The 542-nt window shown below is 63.1% G+C and carries 1 protein-coding gene; it reads right to left on the bottom strand.

What is annotated here, in order from left to right:
• Nucleotides 1-542: Ig-like domain-containing protein (locus AC1RJ3_RS29650; protein WP_493081997.1), on the bottom strand; the 542-nt coding region annotated here is incomplete at both ends.

Genomic DNA, 542 nt, shown 5'->3' with positions numbered 1-542 from the left:
ATCACATCCACCGTGGAACTCGAGAGCGCGCCGTGTTCATCCTGCATCTGGTAAGTGAGCGTCACGTGCTCGACCACCCCCTGCGCCAGGTGATCAAAATCGCTTCCTGGGGTGAACAGCAGCTGGTTGTCGACCACGCTGGCACTGCCCTGGTTTGCCGGTGCACTGGCGCTGACCAAGGTGAATGCGTGACCATCATCGACGTCGGTGTCGTTGCCCAGCACGTCGATCGTCAGGGTCTGGTTTTCCGTACCGGCGGCGACATCGGCCACCGCTACCGGCGCGTCGTTGGTGCCGGTGATCGTCACGTCTACGCTGCTGGTCGAGATCGCGCCATGCTCGTCGGTCATGGTGTAGCTGAGTGTGACACTGGCCGTGGCGCCCTGCGCCAAATGATCGAAGTCAGTCCCCGGGGTGAACTGCAACTGGTTGCCGACCACGCTGGCCGTGCCCTGGTTTGCCGGTGCACTGGCGCTGACCAAGGTGAATGCATGGCCGTCGTCGACGTCGGTGTCATTGGCCAGCACGTCGACCGTCAGGGG

The organism is Pseudomonas sp. GW822-FHT04C11 (genome assembly GCF_058800905.1).
This window is presented reverse-complemented; position numbering and strand designations above follow the sequence as displayed.